Annotated in this window: 14 protein-coding genes; 7 read left to right on the forward strand and 7 right to left on the reverse strand. The window is 72.7% G+C overall.

Annotated features, from left to right (window positions below; all coding sequences use genetic code 11):
- Nucleotides 1–158 precede the first annotated feature (158 nt).
- Nucleotides 159–1,073 (forward strand): acetylglutamate kinase, encoded by a 915-nt coding sequence (argB, locus tag BWR60_RS14995; RefSeq protein ID WP_088151829.1) that lies wholly within the window; start codon nt 159–161, stop codon nt 1,071–1,073.
- A 138-nt stretch (nt 1,074–1,211) separates the two neighbouring features.
- Here argB and BWR60_RS15000 read toward each other — a convergent pair whose 3' ends face one another.
- A complete protein-coding gene (locus BWR60_RS15000; protein ID WP_088151830.1) occupies nt 1,212–2,447 on the reverse strand; it encodes a Zn-dependent hydrolase in 1,236 nt (411 codons plus the stop codon).
- Nucleotides 2,448–2,608: 161 nt separating this feature from the next.
- Here BWR60_RS15000 and BWR60_RS15005 point away from each other — a divergent pair, with 161 nt between their 5' ends.
- The 3 genes from BWR60_RS15005 (at nt 2,609) to BWR60_RS15015 (ending at nt 5,679) form a co-directional block, all read left to right on the forward strand.
- Nucleotides 2,609–3,736 (forward strand): iron-containing alcohol dehydrogenase, encoded by a 1,128-nt coding sequence (locus BWR60_RS15005; RefSeq protein WP_088151831.1) that lies wholly within the window; start codon nt 2,609–2,611, stop codon nt 3,734–3,736.
- 294 nt (nt 3,737–4,030) lie between these two features.
- On the forward strand, nt 4,031–5,119 hold the full coding sequence (locus BWR60_RS15010) for a P1 family peptidase (protein WP_088151832.1): 1,089 nt from the start codon (nt 4,031–4,033) through the stop codon (nt 5,117–5,119).
- A gap of 56 nt (nt 5,120–5,175) precedes the next feature.
- A complete protein-coding gene (locus BWR60_RS15015) occupies nt 5,176–5,679 on the forward strand; it encodes an SH3 domain-containing protein (RefSeq protein WP_088151833.1) in 504 nt (167 codons plus the stop codon).
- Nucleotides 5,680–5,969: 290 nt separating this feature from the next.
- Here the strand turns inward: BWR60_RS15015 and trxA are convergent, their stop codons facing one another.
- The 4 genes from trxA to tsaE all read right to left on the reverse strand — a co-directional run bounded on the left by trxA (nt 5,970) and on the right by tsaE (nt 13,228).
- A complete protein-coding gene (trxA, locus tag BWR60_RS15020) occupies nt 5,970–6,290 on the reverse strand; it encodes a thioredoxin TrxA (protein WP_088151834.1) in 321 nt (106 codons plus the stop codon).
- Nucleotides 6,291–6,363: 73 nt separating this feature from the next.
- Nucleotides 6,364–9,819 (reverse strand): double-strand break repair helicase AddA, encoded by a 3,456-nt coding sequence (addA, locus tag BWR60_RS15025; protein ID WP_088151835.1) that lies wholly within the window; start codon nt 9,817–9,819, stop codon nt 6,364–6,366.
- Complete coding sequence (addB, locus tag BWR60_RS15030) at nt 9,816–12,761, reverse strand: double-strand break repair protein AddB (protein ID WP_088151836.1); 2,946 nt, start codon at nt 12,759–12,761, stop codon at nt 9,816–9,818. The genes addA and addB overlap by 4 nt, the downstream gene beginning before the upstream one ends.
- Entirely contained in the window at nt 12,758–13,228 is a 471-nt protein-coding gene (gene tsaE / locus BWR60_RS15035) for a tRNA (adenosine(37)-N6)-threonylcarbamoyltransferase complex ATPase subunit type 1 TsaE (RefSeq protein ID WP_088151873.1), read from the reverse strand. Before tsaE ends, addB begins: the two co-directional genes overlap by 4 nt.
- 114 nt (nt 13,229–13,342) lie before the next feature.
- Here tsaE and BWR60_RS15040 point away from each other — a divergent pair, with 114 nt between their 5' ends.
- Nucleotides 13,343–14,359: an NAD(P)/FAD-dependent oxidoreductase gene (locus BWR60_RS15040; protein ID WP_088151837.1), complete on the forward strand. Its 1,017-nt coding sequence runs from the start codon at nt 13,343–13,345 to the stop codon at nt 14,357–14,359.
- A gap of 139 nt (nt 14,360–14,498) precedes the next feature.
- Here BWR60_RS15040 and BWR60_RS15045 read toward each other — a convergent pair whose 3' ends face one another.
- Nucleotides 14,499–15,104 carry a LysE family translocator gene (locus tag BWR60_RS15045; RefSeq protein ID WP_088151838.1) on the reverse strand — a complete coding sequence of 202 codons (606 nt, stop codon included), beginning with the start codon at nt 15,102–15,104 and terminating at the stop codon, nt 14,499–14,501.
- Between the two features lie 124 nt (nt 15,105–15,228).
- Between BWR60_RS15045 and BWR60_RS15050 the strand changes: the two genes are divergently transcribed.
- Both BWR60_RS15050 and BWR60_RS15055 read left to right on the forward strand, forming a co-directional pair.
- Nucleotides 15,229–16,365 (forward strand): aminotransferase class I/II-fold pyridoxal phosphate-dependent enzyme, encoded by a 1,137-nt coding sequence (locus BWR60_RS15050; protein WP_088151839.1) that lies wholly within the window; start codon nt 15,229–15,231, stop codon nt 16,363–16,365.
- 251 nt (nt 16,366–16,616) lie between these two features.
- Entirely contained in the window at nt 16,617–17,579 is a 963-nt protein-coding gene (locus tag BWR60_RS15055) for a hypothetical protein (RefSeq protein ID WP_088151840.1), read from the forward strand.
- 16 nt (nt 17,580–17,595) lie between these two features.
- On the opposite strand, the gene BWR60_RS36365 is transcribed toward BWR60_RS15055, so the two are convergent.
- Nucleotides 17,596–18,675 (reverse strand): calcium-binding protein, encoded by a 1,080-nt coding sequence (locus tag BWR60_RS36365; RefSeq protein WP_179221781.1) that lies wholly within the window; start codon nt 18,673–18,675, stop codon nt 17,596–17,598.
- Between the last annotated feature and the right edge of the window lie 78 nt (nt 18,676–18,753).

An 18,753-nucleotide genomic window follows, 5' to 3' on the forward strand; every position in this document is an offset into this window, starting at 1 on the left:
CAATCCAGGGGCCGCTCGCACCGGCCCCTGGATTGCTTCGTCGGCTTCGCCTCCTCGCAATGACGGTCTGGAGAGAAGGGCTTGTCTCCGCGGTTGATCGCGGCGGCGCGCTGGGGCATGAGAGGGGCGCCGGCAACCGCTCGCAGGATTCGAGCCCGATGACCAAGCCCTTCGCCGCCCCGCCCAAGCTGCCCGCCGCCTCGCTCGACAAGGCCCAGACCCTGGTCGAGGCGCTGCCCTTCATGCGCCGCTACGCCGGCGCCACCTTCGTGATCAAGTATGGCGGCAACGCCATGGGCGACGACTCGCTGACCGAGAGCTTCGCCCGCGACGTGGTGCTGCTGAAGCAGGTCGGCATCAACCCGGTGGTGGTGCATGGCGGCGGCCCGCAGATCGGCGCGATGCTGGAGCGGCTGCAGATCAAGTCGGAATTCGTCGACGGGCTGCGCGTCACCGACCGCAACACCGTCGACGTGGTCGAGATGGTGCTGTCCGGCAACATCAACAAGCAGATCGTCTCGGCCATCCAGGCGGTGGGCGGCAAGGCCGTCGGCGTCTCCGGCAAGGATGGCGGCCTGATCTCGGCCCGCAAGCTGCAGCGCACCAAGCGCGACCCCGACAGCAACATCGAGCGCATCCTCGACCTCGGCTTCGTCGGCGAGCCGGCGGCGGTGAACCCGGAGATCCTCGAGGCGTTCGAGGACAGCGACTTCATCCCGGTGATCGCGCCGATCGGCGTCGGCCCGCGGGGCGAGAGCTACAACATCAACGCCGACACCGCGGCCGGGGCCATCGCCGCGGCGCTGAACGCCACCCGCTTCTTCCTGCTGACCGACGTCGCCGGCGTGCTGGACAAGGAGAAGACGCTGATCCAGGAGCTGCCGCTGGCCCGGGCGCGCGAGCTGATGACCGACGGCACCATCTCCGGCGGCATGATCCCGAAGCTGGAGACCTGCATCTCGGCGGTCGACCAGGGGGTCGAGGGCGCGGTGATCATGGACGGCCGCATTCCGCATGCCGTGCTGCTCGAGGTCTTCACCGAAGGCGGCATCGGCACGCTGATCCGGGCGTAAGGCCGGCGGCCCATAGGGGTTTCCTCGTCATGGCGAGCCCCGAAGGGGCGTGGCCATCCAGGGGCGGCTCGCACCGGCCCCTGGATGGCCACGTCGCTGCGCTCCTCGCCATGACGGATCATGGGTCTTGGCCTGCGACTACACCTGCGCCCCCACCAGCCCGGCCACCACGTCCAGCAGCACCTCGGCGCCGGCGGCCAGCTGCTCCGGCGCGGTGAACTCGGCCGGGTTGTGGCTGATGCCGCCGCGGCTGGGCACGAAGATCATCGCCGACGGCGCGATCCGGGCGATCATCTGGGCGTCGTGCCCGGCGCCGGAGGTCATGCGGCGCCAGCGATGGCCGCGCCGCTCCGCCGCCTCGGCCACCCGCCGCACCAGCGCCGGGTCGAACCGCACCGGCTCGAACCGGGCCAGCCGCTCGGCCGCGACCTCCACCCCCTCCGCCGCCGCCAGCGTCTCGAGATAGCCGGCCAGCGCCGCCTCGGCCGCCTGCAGCCGGCCTTCGTCCGGGTCGCGCAGATCGACGGTGAACACGGCGCGGGACGGGATGACGTTGATCGCGTCCGGCTCCAGCCGCAGCGACCCGACGGTCGCAAGGGTTCCGGCATTGGCCCCGGCCACCCGGTCGCGCAGATGGGCGATGACGCGGGCGGCGGCCAGGCCGGCGTCGCGGCGGGCGGCGATCGGCGTGGTGCCGGCATGGTTGGCGGCGCCGGTGATGCTGACGCGCTGCCAGGAGATGCCCTGCAGCGAATCGACGGCGCCGATCGCCAGCCCCTCTGCCTCCAGCACCGGGCCCTGCTCGATGTGCAGCTCCAGGTAGCAGGCCGGGCGGATCGATCCGGGCGCCATCTCGCCGGCATAGCCGATCCGGGCCAGCTCCTCGCCCAGCACGGCGCCGTCGGTGCCGACCGTGGCCAGGGCGGCGTCCAGCTCCAGCCCGCCGGCATGGACCAGCGACCCCATCATGTCGGGCTGGAAGCGCACCCCCTCCTCATTGGTGAAGGCGGCGACCGCCACCGGCCGCGACGGCGCGATGCCGGCCGCCCGCAGCGCCTCGGCCACCGCCAGCCCGGCGAGGACGCCATAGCAGCCGTCATAGATGCCGGCGTCGATCACCGTGTCGATGTGCGATCCGATCATCACCGGGGCGGCATCGCCCGCGGCCGGCCACAGGCCGAAGATGTTGCCGATGCGGTCGACCCGCACCTCCAGCCCGGCCTCGCGCATCCAGCTCGCCAGCAGGTCGCGGCCTGCGTGGTCGGCGTCGGTCAGCGCCAGCCGGGTCGGCCCGCCGGACGGGCCGCGGCCGATGGCGCCCAGGCGCTGCAGCCGGTCGATCAGGCGGGCATGGTCGAGGACAGGGGCGGTCATGTCGGATCCCGGGTCGTTGCCGCGGCAGCATATCGCCGGCCCGGCTCGATCGGTTTGCGTATCCCGCGCCGCGGCGCAAAGCCTTTGCGCCGGCTTCCGGTGCCGGGCGGCATCCTCTAGGGTTCCCCGACTCCCAGAACGCCAAGCCGAGGACAGCGCCGATGGCCGACACCATCACCTATCTCACCACCACCCGCTTCGGGGCGGGCGCGGTCGAGCTGCTGCCGCAGGAGCTGGCGGAGCTCGGCATCGGCAAGCCGCTGCTGGTCACCGATCCCGGCATCGCCCGGCTGCCTCTGCTCGACCGGGTGCGCCGGATGCTGCCGGCGGAGCACGCGCTGTTCACCGAGACGCCGGGCAACCCGACCGAGGCGGCGGTCGACAAGGCGTTCGAGGTCTTCCGGCAGGGCGCCTGCGACGGGCTGGTCGCGCTCGGCGGCGGCTCGGCCATGGACCTGGCCAAGGCCGTGGCCCTGCGCGCCACCCATGCCGGGCAGCTGGCCGAATACGCGCTGATCGAGGGCGGCGCCGGCCGCATCGGCCCGGTGGCGCCGCTGGTGGCGATCCCGACCACCGCCGGCACCGGCAGCGAGGTCGGGCGCGGCGCCCTGATCACCCTGCGCGACGGCCGCAAGCTGGCGCTGATCAGCGGCCATCTGATCCCCGCCCGCGCCATCTGCGACCCGGAGCTGACGCTCGGCCTGCCGCCGCTCTTGACCGCCGCCACCGGCATGGATGCGCTGACCCATTGCATCGAGACCTTCCTGTCGCCCCGGTACAACCCGCCGGCCGACGCCATCGCCCTGGACGGCGCCGCAAGGGCCATGACCTTCCTGCCGCGGGCGGTGGCCGATGGCGGCGACCGCGAGGCGCGGGCCGAGATGATGATGGCGGCGCTGGAGGGTGGGCTGACCTTCCAGAAGGGGCTGGGCGCGGTGCACGGCCTGTCGCACGCGCTGGGCGCCATCCCCGACCCGGTGCTGCATCACGGCACGCTCAACGCCGTGATCCTGCCGGCGGTGCTGCGTTTCAACGCCCCGGCGGCGGCGGCGAAATATCCCCGGCTGGCCCTGGCGATGGGATTGGCGGCGGAGGCCGACCTCGCCGCCGCGATCGAGAACCTCAATGTTCGCCTGGGCCTGCCGGGGAGCCTGCGGCAGATGGGCGTGACCGAGGCGCATCGCGACCGCGCCGTCGCCGGGGCGCTGGCCGACCATTCCACCGCCAGCAACGCCCGGCCGGTGACCCGGTCGGATTACGAGGCGCTGTTCGACGCCGCGATGGGCTGAAGGTGCCCCGACGCGCTCAGAGGAGCGCGCGGCGCTCATCGGATAGGCAATTTCCGGCTGCGGCCATCGGGCATGCAAAAAATTTCGGGGGGGTGGGAACCTCCCCTTTTGCGAGGCGTTCTACGATTGCACGTCCGCATCGTGCATGAACCTCCCTGTTCAACTCGGGCCGGCCATGGGGTCGGCCCGTTCTTTTTGGGACCCCGCCTTCCACCCCATTCGGGGCGTAGATCGCGCCCGCGCGGCCTGCTACCCAGGCGCGGGGGAAAACCCCGACGTCACGGCGAGGGTGGGATGGCGCGCGCGCGATTGCGGGATCTGGGTCTGTCGATCGGCACGCTGCCGCCCGGCCCGAAGAACGGCATCACCGATGTTCCCGGCGTGCTGGTCGGCCAGGTCACCCTGGTCGAAGAGACGCCGCACATCATCCGCACCGGCATCACCGCCATCGTGCCGCAGGACGGCGAGATCTGGCGCCGCAACCTGTTCGCCGCCGGCCATGTGCTGAACGGCAACAGCGAGGTCACCGGCCTGACCTGGATCAACGAGTTCGGCCTGCTGTGCGGCCCGCTGTCGCTGACCGGCACCTTCTCGATCGGCGCCGTGCATGAGGGCATGGTCGATGCCGAGGTGACGCTGGCCACCGGCGCCGACTTCAAGATGCCGCTGGTGTCCGAGACCTATGATGGCTGGCTGTCCGAGAGCGAGCATTTCGTGCTGCGGCCGCACCATGCGCTGGAGGCGCTGCGCCGTGCCACCGCCGACCCGGTGGCCGAGGGCTGCGCCGGCGGCGGTACCGGCACCAACGCGCATGAGTTCAAGGCCGGGACCGGCACCGCGTCGCGCATCGTCGCCCAGGGCGGCGAGAGCTGGACCGTCGGCATCCTGGTGCAGACCAATTACGGCGACCGCGACCGGCTGCTGCTGGACGGCGTGCCGGTCGGGCGTGAGATCCCGGTCACCGACGTGCCCAGCTGCTTCGCCCAACGCCGGGTCGAGGGGTCGATCCTGGTCGTGGTCGCCACCGACGCGCCCCTGTTCCCGCACCAGCTGAAGCGGCTGGCGCAACGTGCCGGCCTCGGCCTGGCCCGCTGCGGCGGGCTGGGCTGGCCGGGCAGTGGCGACGTGTTCATCGCCTTCTCCACCGGCAACGACCTCGGCCAGGCCACCGACACCAGCCGGGCGCAGCCCTTCGACAACCTGCGCATGCTGCCGGATTTCGCGCTGCAGCCGCTGATGGCGGCGGTGGTGGAGGGGACGGAGGAGGCGATCTGGAACTCGCTCTGCGCCGCCGAGACCACGCAGGGCCGCAACGGCCGGGTCAGCCACGCCTTGCCGATCGAGCGGCTGCCGGAGATCATGCGCCGCTACGGACGCACTTGACGCGGCCGGCGCGCGGGATTCTTGTGGCGGCATCGACCGCCGCCAGTCGGAGCCCCATGCGCCGATCCATCACCGCCCTGTTCCTCGCTCTCGCCGCGGCCATGCCGTCCACGGCCCAGGCCGCCGGCAGCGGCCAGCCGGTGCCGCGATTCGTCTCCCTGCGCTCGGACGAGGTGAATCTCCGCACCGGCCCGGGCGAGCGCTACCCGGTCGAATGGGTGGTCAGCAAGAAGGGCCTGCCGGTCGAGGTGATCGCCGAATTCGACACCTGGCGCCGCGTGCGCGACTGGGAGGGGATCGAGGGCTGGGTCCACCAGGCCCTGCTGACCCGCCGGCGCACCCTGGTGGTGACCGGCAAGGAGGATCAGCCGATCTACAACGAGCCCAGCGAGGGCTCCGGCCTGATGGCGAAGGCGGAGCCGGGGGTGCTGGGTTCGCTGCTGCGCTGCCCGGGCGACGGGGCGCAGGCCGACTGGTGCTATGTCGACCTCAAGGGCTATCGCGGCTGGATGCGCCGGGCGTCGTTCTGGGGGGCGTATCCGGGCGAGAAGGTGGAGTAGGGCGCGGCGTCGAGCGTCTTCTCGCGCGTTTCCTCTCCCGCCTGGCGGGAGAGGTCGGGCTCGTGCAGCGAGACCGGGTGAGGGCTGGCCAGGCCTCGACAAAATCCCCTCACCCGGAGCCGCTTCGCGTCTCCGGCCTCTCCCGCAAGCGGAAGAGGCAACACGTCACCACCTTGGCGAGATCGAGATGGCCCGATCCAGCCTAAGCCATCCCGCTCCGTAACCGCGGCCCAACGAAAAAGCCCCGCCTTGCGGCGGGGCTCCTCGAATTCACAATCGTAGCGCGGGGATCAGAGGTTGCTCTCGACCCACTGCGACAGCGCGCCCTTCGGCACGGCGCCGATCTTGGTGGCGGCGACCTGGCCGTCTTTGAACAGCATCAGGGTCGGGATGCCGCGCACGCCGTATTTCGGCGGGGTCAGCGGGTTCTCGTCGATGTTCAGCTTGACGATGCTGACCTTGCCGCCCAGCTCGGCGGCGATCTCTTCCAGCGACGGGCCGATCATCTTGCAGGGGCCGCACCATTCGGCCCAGAAGTCCACCAGGACGGGGCCGGAGGCCTTCAGGACGTCGGTTTCGAAGCTGGTATCCGAGACGGGCTTCGTGCTCATGGGAATTCCTTGCTTAGGGGCGGGACGCCACCTCACCACGTGGAGATAGGGTAGGGAGGGGAACGGAACAAGGTCAAGCCGATGCGCCCGGGGCATGCCGGTCCAGCGTTGCGGGCGGGAGCTCCATCAGCCTCGGACCCTCGGTCCACAGCAGCGCGCAGCGTACTGTCCGGCCTGGATAAACCAGCCGCAGCGCCGCGCGGTAGGCGGCCATCTGCACCAGGTAGGCGCGCGGCACCGACTCGATGCTGGCCGGCGGCGGGCGGTTGGTCTTGTAGTCGACCACCAGCACCGACTCGGGGGTCACCACCAGCCGGTCGATCTGGCCGGACAAAGCGCGGCCCTCGACCAGGCCGACCACCGGCACCTCGGCCCGGCTGCCGGGGCCGAACAGCGGCTCGAAGCCGGGCTGCGCCAGCACCGCCAGGGTGGTGGCCACGATCTCCGCCTGCTCGGCCTCGTCGCGGCCGTGCTGTGGCCGGGCCAGGTAGCGCCGCGCCGCCGCCTCGCGCGCCTCGGGCGGCAGCTCGGGCAGCGCCTGCAGCAGGGCATGGATCAGCGCGCCGCGGCGGAACCGGCCCTGATCGCTGCCCTCCAGCGGCGACCGGGCCGGCGGCTCGGCCTCCGGCCGCGACGGGGTCAGCGGCCGGGTCGGGTCGGGCTCCGGCGGCGGCGGACGGTGCAGCCAGTCCGGCGGTGCCGCCCCGGCCGCCGCTTCCGGCGCCACCGCCTCGGGCCCGGCGATCCGGTCGGCCTGGGGCCGGTGCAGGCGCAGGCCCTCACCCTCGACGCCGTCGATCGCGACCGTCGCGGCGTCGGGCAGCGTCGCCAGCCCGTCGCGCACCAGATGGTACCAGCAGCCATCGGCCGGCTTGCCGCGCTCGGTGGCGTAGTGGCCCAGCAGGTACAGCCGGTCCTCGGCCCGGGTCAGGGCGACATACAGCAGGCGGCGATACTCCTGGTCGCGGCGGCGATCGGCGCGCTCCATCGCCTCGCGATAGGCGGGCGGCCGGTCGGCGGCGCGCGGCGCCCATAGCGGCACCGGCAGCGCCCCCGCGACCGAATCCGGCTCCGGCCACAGGATCTTCTCCCCGGCCCGGGCGCCGCCGCGCGGCATGCCGACCAAATCGGGCAGGATCACGATCGGCGCCTGCAGGCCCTTCGATCCGTGCACGGTCATGATCCGCACCTGGCCGCCGGCCTGCTCCTGCTCGCGCTTGACCTCGGTGGTGCCGGTCTCCAGCCAGTGCAGGAAGCGCTGCAGCGACGGCGGCAACTGCCGCTCGAAGCCCAGGGCCAGCGACAGGAACTCGTCCAGCGGGTCCTCGGCCTCGGGCCCCAGCCGGCCCAGCATGGCGCGACGGCCGGAGATCGGGTCGCCCGGGCAGGGCCGGGCCAGCACGCCGGAGAACAGCTCGAACGGCGCCTGGAAATCGACCCGGTCCAGGATCTCCGCCAGCCAGGCCCGGGTCGCCTTCACCGCCGGGTCGGGCGACGCCGCCATGGCGGCCCACAGCGCGCCGCGCCTTCCATGGGCCAGGGCGAACAGCCGGTCGTCGTCGAAGCCGACCAGCGGGCCCTTCAGCAGCTCGGCCAGGGACAGATCGTCCTCCGGCAGCAGCAGGAAGCGGGCCAAGGCCATCAGGTCCATCACCGCCAGCTGCTCGGTCAGCACCATCCGGTCCATGCCGCCGACCGGCACGTCTGCCGCCTTCAGGGCGCGCATCAGCTCGACGAAGAAGCGGTTGCGGGTGCGCACCAGGATCAGCACGTCGCCGGGGCGGATCGGCCGGCCCTGGGATTCCAGGATCGTGCCGTCGCGCAGCCAGCCGGCGATGCGGGCCGCGATCAGCCGCGCCAGCCGGGCGCCGGGGTCGCTGATGCCACGCTGCTCGGTCGGCGGCTCCCAGGCCGGCGGTTCGTCGCTCTCGCTGGGGCCCAGGAGCGGCCACAGCTCGACCAGCCCGCCATGCAGCCGCCGCCGCTCCGACACGAAATGGCGCGGCGGCTCCGGCGCCACCCCGTCCAGCGCCGGGTCGCGGGCGAAGACGGCGTCGACCAGCTCCAGCACGGCGGAGACCGAGCGGAACGAGGTCTCCAGCGGGATGGTGTGGAACGGCCGCTCGGCCTCGCGGCTGCGCCGGTCGAACAGGCCGTGCACGCGGCTGAACTCGGCCGGGTCGGCGCCCTGGAAGCTGAAGATCGACTGCTTCTCGTCGCCGACGACGAAGATTGTGCGGTCGGCATCCTCGCGGGCGCCGAATCCTGCGAAGAACTCCGCCGTCAGGGCCTCGACCACGCGCCACTGCTCCGGGCTGGTGTCCTGCGCCTCGTCGATCAGCACATGGTCGATGCCGCCGTCGAGCTTGAACAGCACCCAGGCGGACTTGCCCGGCCGCTCCAGCAGGTCGCCGGCCTGCAGGATCAGGTCGTCATAGTCCAGCAGCGCCCGCCGCGCCTTCTCCGCCCGGTAGCGCTCGATCAGCGCCGCGCCCAGGGCCAGCAGGGCGGCGGTGGCGTCGGCGGTGCCGGCGGCGCGCAGCCGCTCGGTCAGCGCCAGGATGCGCTCGGCCTCGGCCTGCAGCGCGTCCAGCACGCCGGGCACGGCGGCGACGGCCTTGGTGGCCAGGCGGGCACGGATGCTGCCGTCGGTCGCGGTCAGGAAGGCGTCGCGGTAGTCGCCGAAACCGACGACCCGTCCGTCCGGCTTCTCCAGCCAGTTGGCGATGGCGGTGCCGCGGTCCTGATCGGTCTTGGCGCCGGCCAGCAGGGCATAGGCCGCCGCGCGCACCGCCTCGCAGTCCAGGGCGGAATCGGCACAGGCGTCGCGCAGCAGGCTGTCGGCGGTGGCGCCCTCGGGCAGGTCCAGCAGGGCGCGGATCCCGGCGACAAGCGAGTCCCGCCCGCCATGCTCGTCCAGCAGGCGGGTCAGCTGGCCGCGCTCGGCCACCAGGGCGCGCACGATCTCGCTGAACTCGTCGGCGCCGACCGAGGCGGCGACGCGGTCGACCGCCCAGCCGAGGCCGTCATCCGCCAGCACCTGGCGGCGCACCCGCTCCAGCATCTCGGCGGCGCTGCGGTCGTCGATCAGCTCGAATTGCGGCGGCAGCCCGGCCTCGACCGGGAAGCGGCGCAGCAACGACTGGCAGAAGCTGTGGACGGTCTGGATGCGCATGCCGCCGGGCACGTCGAGGACGCGGGCGAACAGCCGCCGCGCCTCGGTCTGCACCGCGGTGGCGGGCGGCGCGCCCATCAGATCGGCCAGGGCCAGCTGCAGCGCGTCGTCCGGCATTGTGGCCCAGCGCGCCAGGGTGGCGGCGATGCGGTTGGCCATCTCGGCCGCGGCGGCGCGGGTGAAGGTGATGCACAGGATGCGGTCGGGCGGCGTGCCGGCCAGCATCAGCCGCAGCACCCGGTCGGTCAGCACCTTGGTCTTGCCGGTCCCGGCCGAGGCGCCGACCCAGACCGACTGTTTGGGATCGGACGCCTCGCGCTGCGTCGCCGTCGGGTCGGGGCGGATCGCGCTCATCCCTCGCCACCTCCCGCCGACCATTCCTTGACCCGGGCCAGATGGGCGTAGTCGGAGAAGCGGGGCGCCAGGCCGCGCGGCTGGGACAGATAGGGCGTCTCCGGCAGGTCGAAGCGGGCGATCAGCCTCATCAGCCCGCCCAGCGCCTGGTCGGCCAGGGCGGCGAAATCGCCCTCGGCCGGCTTCACCGGCTTGACCTCGCCGGGCGTGGCGGCGCCGGACAGGCGCCAATGCTCCAGCCCGGCCACCGGCACGCCCGCAGGCACGCCGGGGAAGCCGCCGTCGCGGATCATCATAGCCTCCAGCGGCAGCTGCGGCTGGTGGCCGGCCAGGATGGTCTCGTTCGACGGCACCACGCCGGTCTTGTAGTCGACCACCACCAGCCCGTCCGGCCCCTGGTCGATGCGGTCGGCGACGCCGGACAGGGCGAAGGCCCCGCCCGGGGCGGGCAGGGTGACCAAGCCCTTCTGCTCGGTCAGGATCGCGCGCCGCCCGGCCGCGCGCAGCCGGCCTTCGGTCTCGACGAACCAGGCGGCGATCCGGGCGAAGCGCGGCCACCAGAAGGTGCGGATGTCCGGCCCCGGCGGCAGCCTGGCGAACTCCGCCCGGCCCAGCACCAGAAGGCGCTCCAGCGCGTCCGGCGGCAGCGCGTCCGGATGGGCCTGGACGAGCGCGGCCAGGGCGGCGTGGATGGCGGTGCCGCGCTCCGACGCGCCCGGCTCGGCCTCGATCGGGTCCAAGGGCTCCAGCCCCAGCACCATGCGGGCGTAGATGGCGTAGGGGTCCTGCATCCAGACCGAGATCTGGGTCACCGACAGGCGCCGCGGCCGCGCCTCGACCGGCGGCTTCGGCCGCGGCGGTGCCACCGGCCGCACCGCCTCGGGCTCGTCGATGTGCCGGGCCAGCGCGCGCCAGTCGCGCGCCGGTGGAGTCAGGGCCAGGCCGGCGCCGTCCAGCACCGCCTGCAGCCGCAGCAGCCAGCGCGACGGCACGGTCGGCGTGCCCTCCACCTTCTCCGCCCGGGTCAGGAAGACCTCGGTCCCGGCGGCGGCCTGGGCGAAGTCGTTGGCGGCCAGGCCGATGCGCCGCTCCGGCGCCGGCAGGCCGAATTGCCGCCGCATCGGCCGCGACAGCCAGGGATCGGCGGCGGGCACGCCGGGCCAGGTGCCCTCGTTCAGCCCGCCCAGCACGATGCGGTCGAACCGCGCCATCCGCGCCTCGACCGGGCCCAGGATCGCCAGCCGCGGATGCCGGCCCCAGCGCGGCCGCACCACCGCCCCGTCCATCATCGCCTCGAACAGGCCGGGCCAGTCGGGGCCGGGAATGGCCGGGAAGCCGTCGAAGCCGGCGAGCAGCTCGTCGGCCAGCGCCTGCGCCGCCTCGCCATCCTCGGCCCGCCACAGCCGGGCGGGGCCGGGCTCGGCATCAGTGGCGGCCAGGGCCTCGGCGCAGGTGATGTGCAGCCGCAGCAGCTCGGCCGGGGATTGGCTGTCGTCCCGCACCGCTTCGATGAAGGGGCTCAGGATGCCGCCGACCTTGTCCAGCCAGACGGCCAGCGCCGGGCCGCCGCCGGCCGCCAGCGCCGCCTGCAGCCCGGCGATGCCGGGCTCCGGCGCCGGGCCGCGCAGCACCTCGCGCTCCAGCCGGCGCAGCGCCTCGCGGAACAGGCCGATCGGCTCGCCGCCGGCCGCCAGAGGATGCTTCAGCAGCGCCAGCACCGACAGCGGCGAGGCGTCGCGGAAGGCAACGTCGCCGACCAGCCGCAGATAGGCGCCGACCGGGGTGTCGGCCAACGGCCGGCCGGCCGAATCGTCGACCGCCACCTGCCAGCGGGTCAGGTCGGCGGCCACCCGGCGGGCCAGGTCCCGGTCCGGCGTCACCAGCGCGGCGGTGCGGCCCGGCGTCTCCAGCACCTCGCGCAGCAGCAGGGCGATGACGCCCGCCTCCTCCTGCGCCGTGGCGCAGTCGATCCGGGTGAGGCCGCTCAGCGCCGCGGCGTCCAGCCCGGCGGGGTGGCGCCAGGCATCGGTGGTGGCGGCCGGGCGCATCACCTCGCGCAGCAGCACGGTGCGGTCCGGCCCGCCGACGGCCGTGGGGTCGGGCCAGTCGGCGACCTGCGCCCGGTCGACGCCCAGCCCCTCCAGCATCCGTTTCAGCGGCTGCTGCGGGTGGCCGTCATCGAGCTGGTCCCAGCTCTCGCCATCCATGAAGCGGTCCAGGCCTGGCAGGACCAGCGCACCCTGCGGCAGCGTGGCGACCACGCGCAGCAGCCCGATCTCCGCCGGGTTGGTGCCCAAGAGGCCGGCGGCTATCACCGGGTCGGCCGGCGGCGCGGCCTGCCAGGCCTCGGCCTGGGCCCGGGTCAGCCGGGCGCGCCATTCGGCCGGGTCGAGGGCGTCGAGGTCCTTCAGCACCTCGGGCCAGGCGGTGGTGACGATGCGCAGGAACTCCAGCGTCTCCTGCCAATGCTCGGCCAGCTCCTCCGGCACCAGCCCGTCCAGCCGGTCGAAGCCCAGCCCCTCGGCCTGCACCTCGTCCAGCAGCCGGGCCAGCGCCGCCGCCAGATGCATCGCCTGGTCGGCGCCGACCTGCGGGTCCGGCCGGGCCAGCACCAGCCGGGCCAGCAGGATCTGCCGCTGCCGCGGCTGGATCGCCGGCGGCAGCGCCAGCGCCTCGGCCACCGCCGGGGTCTCGCCGGCGGCCAGGCCCAGCGCGTCGGCGTCGATGTCGCCGACCGGCAGCAGCCGGGGCAGCAGCAGCGGCTTGCCCTCCGCCGCGCGCAGAAAGGCGTCCCGCAGGGTGGTGCCGGCCCGGCGGCTGGGCAGCAGCACGGTCATGGCGCCCAGCGCCAGCGGATCGCCCGCCGCCCGGGCCAGCAGGCCGCGGGCCAGGGCGTCGGCCACGCCGCCGCCGGCCGCGATGGTGTAGATTCGCGGGGTCACGGCCCCTCGCGCAGGGCCCGGGCCAGGGCCGCGCCGCGGCCGCCCAGGCCGGTGATGGCGGCGATGCGGCCGTCGGCCTCGCCATGCGCCAGCTCGACCTTCAGCCGGTCGGCCGGGGTCAGCGGGCCAAGCCGGTCCGGCCATTCCACCAGGCAGATGCCCAGCCGCGCCTCGTCCCAGCCCAGCTCCAGCACCTCCTCCAGCGCCGCCAGCCGGTACAGGTCGAAATGCCACAGCGGGCCGGCCGGCAGGTCGTAGGTCTGGACCAGGGTGAAGGTCGGGCTCGGCACCTCGAGATCCGGCTCGCCGGCGGCGGCGCGGATCAGGGCGCGGGCCAGGAAGGACTTGCCGGCGCCCAAATCGCCGGCCAGCAGCACGATATCGCCGGGCCGCAGCAGCGCCGCCAGCCGTGCCGCCAGGGCTGCGGTCGCGGCTTCGTCCGGCAGGTCGAGGGTGAATCGGAACATCGGCCGATTGTTCGCATACCGGGGCAGATGCGTCACGCCCGCGTCGCATCGCGATGGTGCGCCCGGCCACAGAACCGGCTATCCCATCGAGGTCTGCAGCTCCGGAGAACCGCCATGCCGACCCCGCACCGCACCGACGTCGCCATCATCGGGGCCGGCCCGGTCGGGCTGTTCGCGGTGTTCGAATGCGGCATGCTGAAGCTGCACTGCCATGTCGTCGATGTGCTCGACGTCCAGGGCGGGCAATGCGCGGCCCTCTATCCGGAAAAGCCGATCTACGACATCCCCGGCCAGCCGCGGATCGAGGCGGCAGAGCTGATCGATAGGCTGGTGGCCCAGGCGGCGCCCTTCGCCCCGGTCTACCATCTCGGCCAGCGGGTCGAGACGCTGGCGCGGCAGCCGGACGGCCGCTGGCTGGTCGGCACCAGCGCCGGCACTGAGATCGACGCCGCGGCGGTGATCGTCGCCGCCGGGGTCGGCGCCTTCGGCCCGAACCGGCCGCCTTTGGCCGGGATCGAGGCCTACGAGAACCGCTCGGTCTTCTACATGGTGACGCGGAAGGAGGCGCTGCGCGGCAAGCGGGTGGTGGTGGCCGGCGGCGGCGACAGCGCGCTCGACTGGTCGATCCTCTTGGCCGACATCGCCGCCAAGGTCATGGTGGTGCACCGGCGCGACAAGTTCCGCGGCGCGCCGGACAGCGTGGCGAAGCTGCATGCCCTGGCCGAGGCCGGGAAGATCGAGCTGGTGACGCCCTACCAGCTGCACGGGCTGGAGGGGGCGGGCGGCCAGCTTTCCGCCGTCACCGTGGCGACGCTGGACGGCGAGGTGCGGCGGCTCGACGCCGACGTGCTGCTGCCCTTCTTCGGCCTGTCGATGAATCTGGGGCCGATCGCCGATTGGGGCCTGGCGCTGGACAAGAACCACATCGCCATCGACCAGGCGACGGCGGCGACCAGCGTGCCCGGCATCTTCGCGGTCGGCGACATCGCCACCTATCCGCACAAGCTGAAGCTGATCCTGACCGGCTTCGCCGAGGCCGCCTCCGCCGCCCACGCCATCCACCCGCTCGCCCGCCCGGGCGAGGTGCTGCATTTCGAGTATTCGACGACGTCCGGCGTGCCCGCGGCGTGAGGCACGGGCGACCCTTCCCCTTGTGTCATTGCCGGGCTCGACCCGGCAATCCAGGGGCCACGAAGGGCTGTTCTCGACGGCCCCTGGATCCTCGGGTCAAGCCCGAGGATGACAATGAGGGGGCCGATCCCCGCCGATCTCAGCCCAGCAGATCCGCCGCGATCGGGTACAGCGAGGCGACCAGCAGCAGGGCCATGCCCAGGTTGAAGGCGCGGACGGCGGCGGGGGCGTGCAGCACCCGGCGCAGCGCCATGCCGAACAGGGCCCAGCAGCCGACGCTGGGCAGGTTCACCAGCCCGAACACCAATGTGACGATCGCCAGATTGCCCAGGAAGCCGGCCTGCGGCGTGTAGGTGGCGATGGCGCCCACCGCCATCACCCAGGCCTTGGGGTTGACCCACTGGAACGCCGCGGCCTCCAGGAAGGTCATCGGCCGGCCGGATTCGCCGCCGGCCGCGATCGGCCCGGAGCGGGCGATCTTCCAGGCCAGGTACAGCAGGTACGCGGCGCCGCCGTATTTCAGCAGCTCGTACAGCAGCGGCCAGGCGGCGAAGGCGGCGCCCAGCCCCAGCCCGACCGCCGCCACCATCACCGTGAAGCCGACGGCGATGCCGACCATGTGCGGCACCGTGCGGCGGAAGCCGAAGCTGAGGCCGGAGGCGGTCAGCATGATGTTGTTCGGCCCCGGTGTGATCGAGGTGACGAAGGCGAACAGCACGAAGGAGGAGAGCAGCTCTGGCGTCATGGCCGCAGAGTGGCGCGACGGCGGGATCGAGACAATCGGAACATTGTCCCGAACAATTCGGTGATAGAGCAATGTCAATCTCCGTGCCACCCTCTGGCCGCACCGCCGCCCGAGGAGTTCCCCGATGTCGCTGCCCGAATTCGCGCTCGAAGCCTATTTCGCGCGCTGGGAGTTCACCGCCCGCCACAATCTCTGCGCCTCCGACATGCAGTCGCTGACGCTGACGGACCTTCTGGCCCTCGGCACGCCGGTCCAGCGCGAGGCCTGGGACAAGCTGTGGCTCGGCTACACCGAGACCGCCGGGGCACCGTCGCTGCGCGCCGCCATCGCCGGGATGTATGCGGGGCTGCAGGCGGATGACGTGGCGGTCACGGTCGGGGCAGGGGAGGCGATCTTCCAGTCGGTGCGCAGCCTGCTGGGACCGAACGACCATGCGGTGACGCTGATCCCGAACTACCAGTCGCTGGAGGCGGTGGCCGCCGGCATCTGCGCCGTCACCGGCGTGCCGCTGCAGGCCGATCCCGGGGCGCCGGGCGGCTGGTCGCTGGACCCGGACCGGATCGCCACGGCGCTGCGGCCGAACACCCGGCTGATCATCCTCAACGTGCCGCACAACCCGACCGGCTGGCTGCCGCCGCGGCCGGTGCTGGACGCGATCATCGAGCTGGCCCGCTCGCGCGGGATCTGGATCCTGGCGGACGAGGTCTATCGCGGGCTGGAGCGGCGCGAGGCGGACCGTCTGCCGCCGGCGGTCGAGCTGTACGAGCGCGCGCTGTCGGTCGGGGTGCTGTCCAAGACCCACGGCCTGCCGGGGCTGCGCCTGGGCTGGGTCGCCTGCCGCGACCGCGAGCTCCTGCGCCGGATCGTGCGGCAGAAGGACTACACCACGCTGTGCGCCCCGGCGCCGAGTGAGGCGCTGGCCGAGATCGCGATCGGCGCTCGGGAGCATCTGGTGCGGCGCAGCCGCGACCTCGTCGCCCGCAACCTGCCGCTGCTGGAGGCGTTCTTCGCCCGGCACGCCAACCGCTTCGACTGGCAGGTGCCGGCCGCCGGCTGCATCGGCTTCCCGCGCTATTTGGGCGGCGAGGGGGTGGATGCCTTCGCCGACGACCTGGTCGAGCGCTCCGGCGTGCTGCTGCTGCCGGCACGGGTCTACCGCTCGGCCCTCGGCCCGGTGCCGGCCGACCGCTTCCGCATCGGCTTCGGCCGCGCCGACATGGCCGAGGCGCTGGAGGCCTTCGAGGCGCATCTGTCGCGTTGAGAGCCGGCTGAATCCCCAACACCGTCATTGCGAGGAGCGCAGCGACGAAGCAATCCAGGGCCGGTTCGCACCGGCCCCTGGATTGCTTCGCTGCGCTCGCAATGATGGTATCGGGAACCCCGAAAGGGTCCCGCAGGCGGCAGGGCTGCGCGACCAACCATGACGAATCTGTAACGCGTGCGACGCGATGGCGGGGAGGCGCGGCGGCGCCGCAGCGTGTAGGGTGCGGCCGGATCACCGGGATGAGACCCATGCTGCGCCGCCTTGCCTTCGCCCTCCTTCTGCTGCTGCCCGCCCTGCCCGCGGCGGCGGCCGACCAGACCCTCGGCACCTTCCGCGGCACGGTCGCGGGCCCCGGCGGCGAGACCGAGACCATCGAGGGCTTCGCCCTGGCGGTGAAGGACGATCGCGGGCGCTTCGTGGTCGGCATGACCGCGACCGGCGAGGGCGTGATCCGCGCCCGCCAGATCCAGCTGCTGCTGCCGGCCGATGTCGCGCCCGGCACGCTGCAGGTGGGCAGCTACGATTCCGCCCGGCACGACCAGGCCGGCAAGGCGTCCGGCGCCCTCTACCTCGCCATCGGCGCGAATGGGTCGCGCGTGCGCGACTGCCGGCTGGTGCCGCAGGGCACGGTCGAGGTGACCGGCGTCTCGCCCTTCGCCGGCACGCTCAACTTCACCTGCCGCGATTCGTCGGAGGCGACGCTGTCGCTGACCTTCGACGCGGTGCCGGTCGACCCGAGCCAGGTGGTGCCGTCGGAGCCGGCGGCGGCCTCGGCCGGACCCGGCCGGGTCAGCACCACGATGGGCGCGCCGGTCAACGCCACCATCACCGGCACCGGCTCGGCCAAGCGCCAGGCCGCCGGCAGCCGGCTGCTGATGCTGTATCTGGAGCAGGAGCGCGACGTCCACGGCACCAAGCAGATGATGCCGGTCGGTGCCGTGGTGGTGGCGCTGCCGAAGGACGCGTCCCTCGGCACCCATGACCTGAAGCCGTTCTCCCAGGCGGTCGCGGCCGACAAGTCGGCCACCGATTACGGCGTCTCCTTCAGCATCGACGCGGGCGACGATTCGCTCGACGGCTGCGACCAGGCGGCGAGCGGCACCCTGACCCTGACGGGCCTCGACCCGCTCGCCGGTTCGGCCCGCTTCACCTGCGCCGACCAGAAGGATCTCTCGGTCGAGACCGATTTCGACGGCATCCCGACCGAGTGACGTCCCCGGGCCGCGGCTACAGCACGAAGTCGCCGGCCACCAGGGTCAGGCTGTCGGTCAGGGTGATGTGGAAGTCGGAGGCGCCGTCGCCATTGACGTCGCCGGCGATGGTGGTGACGCCGCCGCTGACGGCATAGCGCAGCTCCCCGGCGTGGTGGGTGTACAGGCCGGTGCCAAGGAAGGTGAAGGCCTGGTCGCCGGCCGTGCCGGCGTTGGCGTCGATCGCCGACAGGTCGATGCGGTCGCCCTGGGCGTGGCTGAAATCGGTGATCCGGTCGGCATTGGCGCCGACCGCACTGTCGGTGATGGCGCCGTAGACGAAGCGGTCGGCCCCGGCGCCGCCGGTGAGCGTGTCCTTGCCCAGGCCGCCCGAAAGCACGTCGTTGCCGTTCCAGCCCTGCAAGGTGTTGGCGCCGCCATTGCCGACGAGGCTGTCATTGCCCTGGCTGCCGGACAGATTCTCGATATTGAGCAGGGTGTCGCCCTGAGCCTCGCCACCGCTGCCGATGCCGGTCGTGAGGTCGACCGCGACCCCGGTCGAGCCGCTGAAGTAGCTGGCCGTGTCGACGCCGTTGCCGCCGTCGAGGGCGTCCATGCCGGCTCCCCCGCGCAGCACGTCGTTGCCGTCGCCGCCGGACAGGAAATCCGCCCCGTCATTGCCGGTCAGGGTGTTGGCGCCGGCATTGCCGACCAGGGTGTCGGCGGCGTCGCCGCCCGTGGCGTTGATCACGGCGCCGCCGGTCAGGATCAGCCGCTCGACGAATTGCGGCAGGGTGTAGGAGACGCTGGAATAGATCGTGTCGGTGCCGTCCGAGGCCGAGAATTCGGTGACCGTGTCGCCGGTCGAATCGACGATATAGGTGTCGTCGCCGAAATTCCCCTGCATGGCGTCGGCGCCGGTGCCGCCGTCGATATAGTCGTCGCCGCCACCGCCATCGATGAAGTCCACGCCGCTGCCGCCGAAGGCCAGGTCGTCACCGATGCCGCAGTTGAGATTGTCGTTGCCGCCGAGGCCGTTGAACACGTCGTTGCCGCTGTTGTCGCCCATCAGGGGGGGCAGCATGTCGTCGCCATTGGTGCCTGTGAATGTGGTCATCGAACTCTCCCAAAGCAGGAATGAAATATCAATTCGCGCGGAAGAAGCGACATATGCCTCATGTTGGCGGCATTGATT

Origin of the sequence: Inquilinus limosus (assembly GCF_002195995.1) — a bacterium.
Lineage (GTDB): Bacteria > Pseudomonadota > Alphaproteobacteria > DSM-16000 > Inquilinaceae > Inquilinus > Inquilinus limosus_C.